Source organism: Rahnella sp. Larv3_ips, assembly GCF_003697865.1.
Taxonomy (GTDB): domain Bacteria; phylum Pseudomonadota; class Gammaproteobacteria; order Enterobacterales; family Enterobacteriaceae; genus Rahnella; species Rahnella rivi.
Genome location: NZ_MJIB01000007.1, coordinates 1 through 4864 on the forward strand (window position 1 = coordinate 1; position 4864 = coordinate 4864).

Annotated in this window: 6 protein-coding genes and 4 pseudogenes; 3 read left to right on the plus strand and 7 right to left on the minus strand. The window is 51.5% G+C overall.

Annotated elements, in window-relative coordinates; all coding sequences use genetic code 11:
- The 3 genes and pseudogenes from ED901_RS12810 to ED901_RS12820 form a co-directional block, all read right to left on the minus strand.
- Positions 1–456 (minus strand): annotated as a pseudogene (locus tag ED901_RS12810) (baseplate assembly protein); the annotation flags it as partial.
- A gap of 3 nt (positions 457–459) precedes the next feature.
- Positions 460–809, minus strand: a pseudogene (locus ED901_RS12815) (GPW/gp25 family protein).
- Entirely contained in the window at positions 806–1447 is a 642-nt protein-coding gene (locus ED901_RS12820) for a phage baseplate assembly protein V (RefSeq protein ID WP_122096132.1), read from the minus strand. The pseudogene ED901_RS12815 and the gene ED901_RS12820 overlap by 4 nt, the downstream one beginning before the upstream one ends.
- A 330-nt stretch (positions 1448–1777) precedes the next feature.
- Here ED901_RS12820 and ED901_RS12825 point away from each other — a divergent pair, with 330 nt between their 5' ends.
- The 3 genes and pseudogenes from ED901_RS12825 to ED901_RS12835 all read left to right on the plus strand — a co-directional run bounded on the left by ED901_RS12825 (position 1778) and on the right by ED901_RS12835 (position 3207).
- Complete coding sequence (locus tag ED901_RS12825) at positions 1778–2455, plus strand: HAD family hydrolase (protein WP_122096133.1); 678 nt, start codon at positions 1778–1780, stop codon at positions 2453–2455.
- Positions 2456–2634: 179 nt separating this feature from the next.
- Positions 2635–2742: pseudogene (locus tag ED901_RS12830) on the plus strand (transposase); the annotation flags it as partial.
- Between the two features lie 78 nt (positions 2743–2820).
- The gene (locus ED901_RS12835) at positions 2821–3207 is read left to right on the plus strand and encodes a hypothetical protein (RefSeq protein WP_122096134.1); all 387 of its coding nucleotides are present in this window, start codon (positions 2821–2823) and stop codon (positions 3205–3207) included.
- 487 nt (positions 3208–3694) lie between these two features.
- Here ED901_RS12835 and ED901_RS12845 read toward each other — a convergent pair whose 3' ends face one another.
- The 4 genes and pseudogenes from ED901_RS12845 to ED901_RS25390 all read right to left on the minus strand — a co-directional run.
- A complete protein-coding gene (locus tag ED901_RS12845) occupies positions 3695–3955 on the minus strand; it encodes a MafI family immunity protein (protein WP_122096136.1) in 261 nt (86 codons plus the stop codon).
- A complete protein-coding gene (locus ED901_RS12850; RefSeq protein WP_371414306.1) occupies positions 3956–4192 on the minus strand; it encodes a hypothetical protein in 237 nt (78 codons plus the stop codon). It abuts the gene before it with no gap.
- A 16-nt stretch (positions 4193–4208) separates the two neighbouring features.
- A complete protein-coding gene (locus ED901_RS12855) occupies positions 4209–4694 on the minus strand; it encodes a phage virion morphogenesis protein (RefSeq protein WP_122096137.1) in 486 nt (161 codons plus the stop codon).
- A pseudogene (locus tag ED901_RS25390) lies at positions 4687–4864 on the minus strand (phage tail protein); the annotation flags it as partial. The pseudogene ED901_RS25390 and the gene ED901_RS12855, both read right to left, overlap by 8 nt.

Here is a 4864-nt window from a genome sequence, read left to right on the forward strand (position 1 = left end):
GTCGGCAGAGCGCCCGTGATACTCATACGCGCCGACCGGACCCGCCACGCTCAGCCCTTCAAACGCCTGCTGCGCGCGGATACGCAAATCGGCATCGCTTTCCATCACCGCCGCCACGGCGGGCACGCTGACTTTATCCGCAGGCGTGATGGTCAGGCGTTCCACGCTGAACGTGGCGGCGATGTTGTCCAGGTCTGCGCCGGTGGCGTAGGCCAGCATCACGGCCTGCGCCGCCTCGTTAACCCGCTGACGCAGGATCACTTCGCGGTAGGCGTTCTCCTCCAGCAGTTTCACAATCGGCTCGGACTCCAGCGTCAGCGTGCGGGCGATGGCGGCCTGCTGGTCTTCGGGGTACAGCGACACCAGCGTGGCTTTGCGCTCCGCCAGCAGAATTTCATAATCCAGTACCTCCACCACGTCGGGGGCGGGTAACTGGCTCAGGTCGATAGTTGCCATAATTCAGCTCACTGGAAGGGTTAAGGAGATGGCGGCGGACGTGTCTTTGCGGATGCCGGTGAGTTCAACCACCGCTTTCCCGTCGAACGTCGTTTCAAAGGTGATACCGGTGAGGCTGACGCGCGGCTCCCACTTGAGGATCGCGCTGTAACAGGCCGCCTTATTTGCAGCCGCAGCGCCGCGTTCTGCGGGCGGTCAGTCAGTTCAGACAGCAGTGAACCATAGTCACGGCGCATGACGCGGGAACCGACGGGCGTGCGCAGAATGTCGCTGACCGACTGCTGGATGTGCGCCAGGTCTTCGACACTGCCCCCCGTATCGCGAGCCAGCCCAATGTATTTTGCGTTACTCATGACGGCACCTGCGTTTGACCGCCGCCCGTCTGGACGCCGCCGTGTTTATGGGTATGCACAACTACGCCGTTTGACGTGATGCTGCCGCCTGAATGGGTGAGGTTCCCGGTCATGGTGCCGCCCTTTTTAATCTCGATGGTGGCGGTGGTGAGTTTGTTAGTGCAGACCACTTCCGGCGTGTCGAGCGTGATGCGGGTTTTCGCCGTGCAGGTAATCAACGGAGCAGTCACCGCCACCTTATCGGCAGCGTTCACCGTTGCAGACTTAATGCCGGTTGCCAGCAGCGCGCCGGTCTTCGGCTCGTACTCGATCACCGCGCCGTCGGGGAAAGTGACGTGTACGGCATCCGCCGAGGCGGACGGGGCGGGAAATTCATCAGAGAAAACGCCGGGCATCACAAAGGCGGTATCCAGCTCACCGCCCAGGCAGAACAGCAGGACCTGCTCACCGGCGGACGGTGCCCACCATGAACGGGAACGCCCCGCGCGGGATGTTAACCAGTGCAACCAGTCGGTGACGTTGCCGCCGGTGTTCACGCGACAGGTGCCCGCAACTAAATCCACCTCGGCAACGGTGCCAATGCGGATCAGATTGCGCAGCAGGCGCGGAATGTCGTGTTTGGGAATGGATGTATTCATGGATAAAAGAATGCCGCCCTGTCAGGCGGCATACAATTTGGGGCGGGTTGATGGCGGGTGGCACAACGTGGGGATCACTGACTTAGGAATATTAACTCTAACTTGAGCTGACAAATTTCGTAGGTAGAACATCAACAAATCTGACAGTCGGCTTTGAGCGAAAAACAGACATTAATTTTCCTGAGCCAAAAATTCATGGAAAGGGTTGCTTTTCCATTAAACGAATTTCTAATTGCGAATAAATTACTATAAATAGCGGAATGTCAGGTATATGTTGATATTACTATCTAACCCAACGAATAAAACTTTTTGTCGTGATGGAATGAGTTAATGAATAAAGTAGATTCAGGGATCGTAATATTTGATATTGATGGCACGCTGACCGACAGCGTTGAGCAACATCAACGTGCATTCGAAATCGCCCTACGCACCTTTTCTTTCCCAAACCTCAGAACAAACTGGGGCGACTACACCCACCACACGGATAGCGCTATTTTCGAAGAAGCCTGGGAAGAGGCGCATTATGAAAGTCGCCCTGATTTATCCGAGCTGGAATACCAGTATCGCTGCGCGCTTGAGCATGAAATTGCATCGAGACCTTTCACTGAAATTACCGGTGCCGCTGTTTTCCTGCAGTGGTTAAAGGATCATTCTTGGAGCGTTGTTTTTGCCACTGGTAGCCTACGGTTTGGTGCCGTGAAAAAACTGGCGGCAGTAGGCGTGGACGCTGAAAAGGTTGATTTGGTTACCGCATCAGAGTTTAGAACTCGCGAAGAGATCGTGCGGGAAGCTATTCGTTTGGGTAGTAAAAAATTTCCGGCTGCACATAAGCATTCGGTGATATCAATAGGTGATGGATTATGGGACTTAAAAGCTGCAAACAATCTCAACCTGCCCTTTATAGGTATTGGACGCGATGCTAAGGCTAAAGTGCTGACGGATTTAGGTGCACCCGTGTTTGATGATTTTATCAACCTGATGAACAATGGAATTGGATTATTTAGATAGATGAAAGTCCTGCGCGCGTGGCAAGGTCCGCTGTGAGCGATGAGGGGAAGTTCGCTTTAAGGGTAATCCAATCCACATACCGGAAGATCTCCAGAAGGGAATAGTCCGGTTTACCGGGATACTTACAACTCCACCCCGGTAGACGATCCTGCCTTATAGTTTGAGCATAGGTGGGGCGAATGGGCACACCACGATTTACACCTGAATTTAAGGAAGAAGCCGTTCATCAGATAACGGAACGCGATTATTCCGTCGCCGACGTTTCTGACCGGCTGGTCGATTCAGCATCAGGCCAAAGAGTTGATGGAACTTATTGGCCAGGAAAAGTTAAAATGTCCGTTCATGAAAGTAAGTCGGAATAAATAATGAGTCTTGACTTCGTGCTGGTAAAAGCAACGGGTGTAGTGAATTCGATCGGTGAACTAGAGCAGGACAGTTCCTTCGCACGATCGAACTACAAGGCATATGCCGAACAACTATTCCCTGGACTTATATGGCAGGCGGATGACACCGCCATCGTTGGTGGGGCGGGTATTTTTATTGAAGTATCCCTCTCGGATGTGACGTTACACCTTAGTCTTAGAGGCCGCGGTGACATCCAGACAGCTATTAGCAAGATTGCCATTGAAGCTGCAATGGCGGGTATCGTAGTCATTGACGTACAAATGTCAGATATCCTCGCAGTTGAGGCCCTGCGCGCTTCAGACTATCTCTCTTGGTATCGATCTATCTTTGAAGTCAACTCCCTGTAGCGACCTGCGGTTATCAATGCTCAAACCCGCATTTAGGGGTTCTACGCTGGCCTGACCTGCTCCCCTTTATTTAACAAAGGATGAAGTTGGCCACGTCCGCCCTTGGCCCAAAGCAGTCCACAACAACTAGTCTTGGCTACCAAGGACGATATTTCGTCATATGTTGCGTATGGTTTTTCATTCTCGGGTGACCAATAGCCACCACTGCCATGATATGTTTCAGCTCCTAATACAAACTGAGTGCCGCAATGCTTACATACAAAATGATAATCAACGAGGAGCAGGTCAGCGAGGCCCGCAAGCGACGGCACGGCGCTCTGTGGCACACCTGCCAGACCGGGGTTTGACTTTGCATGACCACACATAACTGGGGCGGGTGGGGTAAACGGGCGAGACGAGAAGGAGCCTGCGACTGTGACCCGGCGCAGCCTGATGCAGCCGGATGGGCATAAAGCCTTTCTGCTGTGGCCGCAGGCCGAATCCCCTATCATGTAATTAATGCTTTTAAATGTCTTAAACTAATATCATCAGCATCTATTTTAAGCCCATTACAAATAAATATAGCTAAATCATATTCTGCCTTGTTTATCGGTACCTCATATTCACTTAGATGATCACAAACTGTTTCGAAGGCTAATCTCCTCTCACCATGATCTACATAATTAATTGCATCCTGAAGTAATTCATTATCTAGGCGATTCTTAAAAAGACTGCCAAAATATTTTATTTTTTCATCTAATTCAGTCATTTAATTACCTTGTATTTTTTTAAAGCTACTTGGCACTGGCGCATTATCAGGAGAAGCTGTAACAACCTTTCCTGTGGCTGGTTGATAAACAACCCTTACTCTCCTTACTCTCACTCCGTCTCTTACTTCATAAGAAACCCAGTTAGCAGGATTACCTTTGCTAGTATAAGTGCCTCCAGTACCAGTTTGAGCATTCCATTGAGTATTTGGTGATGTGGCAACGTCCGCTTTTGGCACAGAGCTGCCTTTCAGATTAGGTTTGGCTCTTTGCCGCAGTTGTTTCAGGTCGAGCCTGAGCTAATACATTTAGCAATTCATCTTCCACAATCTTCAAATCTTCTGCATCCAGTCCCAGCAGCGGGCGCGAAGGGTAAGGCGCTTCTTTAGCCCAGACGTTCGGACGATCTCGCAGGCCGTACTGATGCACTTCAGCCATTCGTTTAACTCTGCTAGTGAACTCCACCACCGCATCATTATTTGAGCCTTTGGCCTTCATGTACTTGGCCGTGCGCAGCTTGCTAAACATCTCACGCTTGAGTCGTCCTTTTTTGCTGCGGAGGATCTGATCCTGTCTTGGGGTGAATGGCTTCCCTTCCGGGGTAACCTGCCGCTTGATGCGCTGCTGTTGGTGTTTGCGCAGACGCTTTGCAATCTCTGTCGCTAAAGCTTTTCGGCGCTGTGGTGAAAGCGCTGCAATCAGTGCATCGATACGGTTATCAAACGCGGTCAGCTCACTCATGCCACTGACTCACTAACTCGCCGTGCAGGTATAGTTCACGCGGCCTTTCCACCGGCTCCGGCAGCGGCGGTTCAGGAAAATGCTCCACGTGCAGACCGGCGTCAATCTGTTTGACGATCACGCGCTCGGTCAGTTGCAAATAAACGGCAATATCGCAACTGCCATCGTTG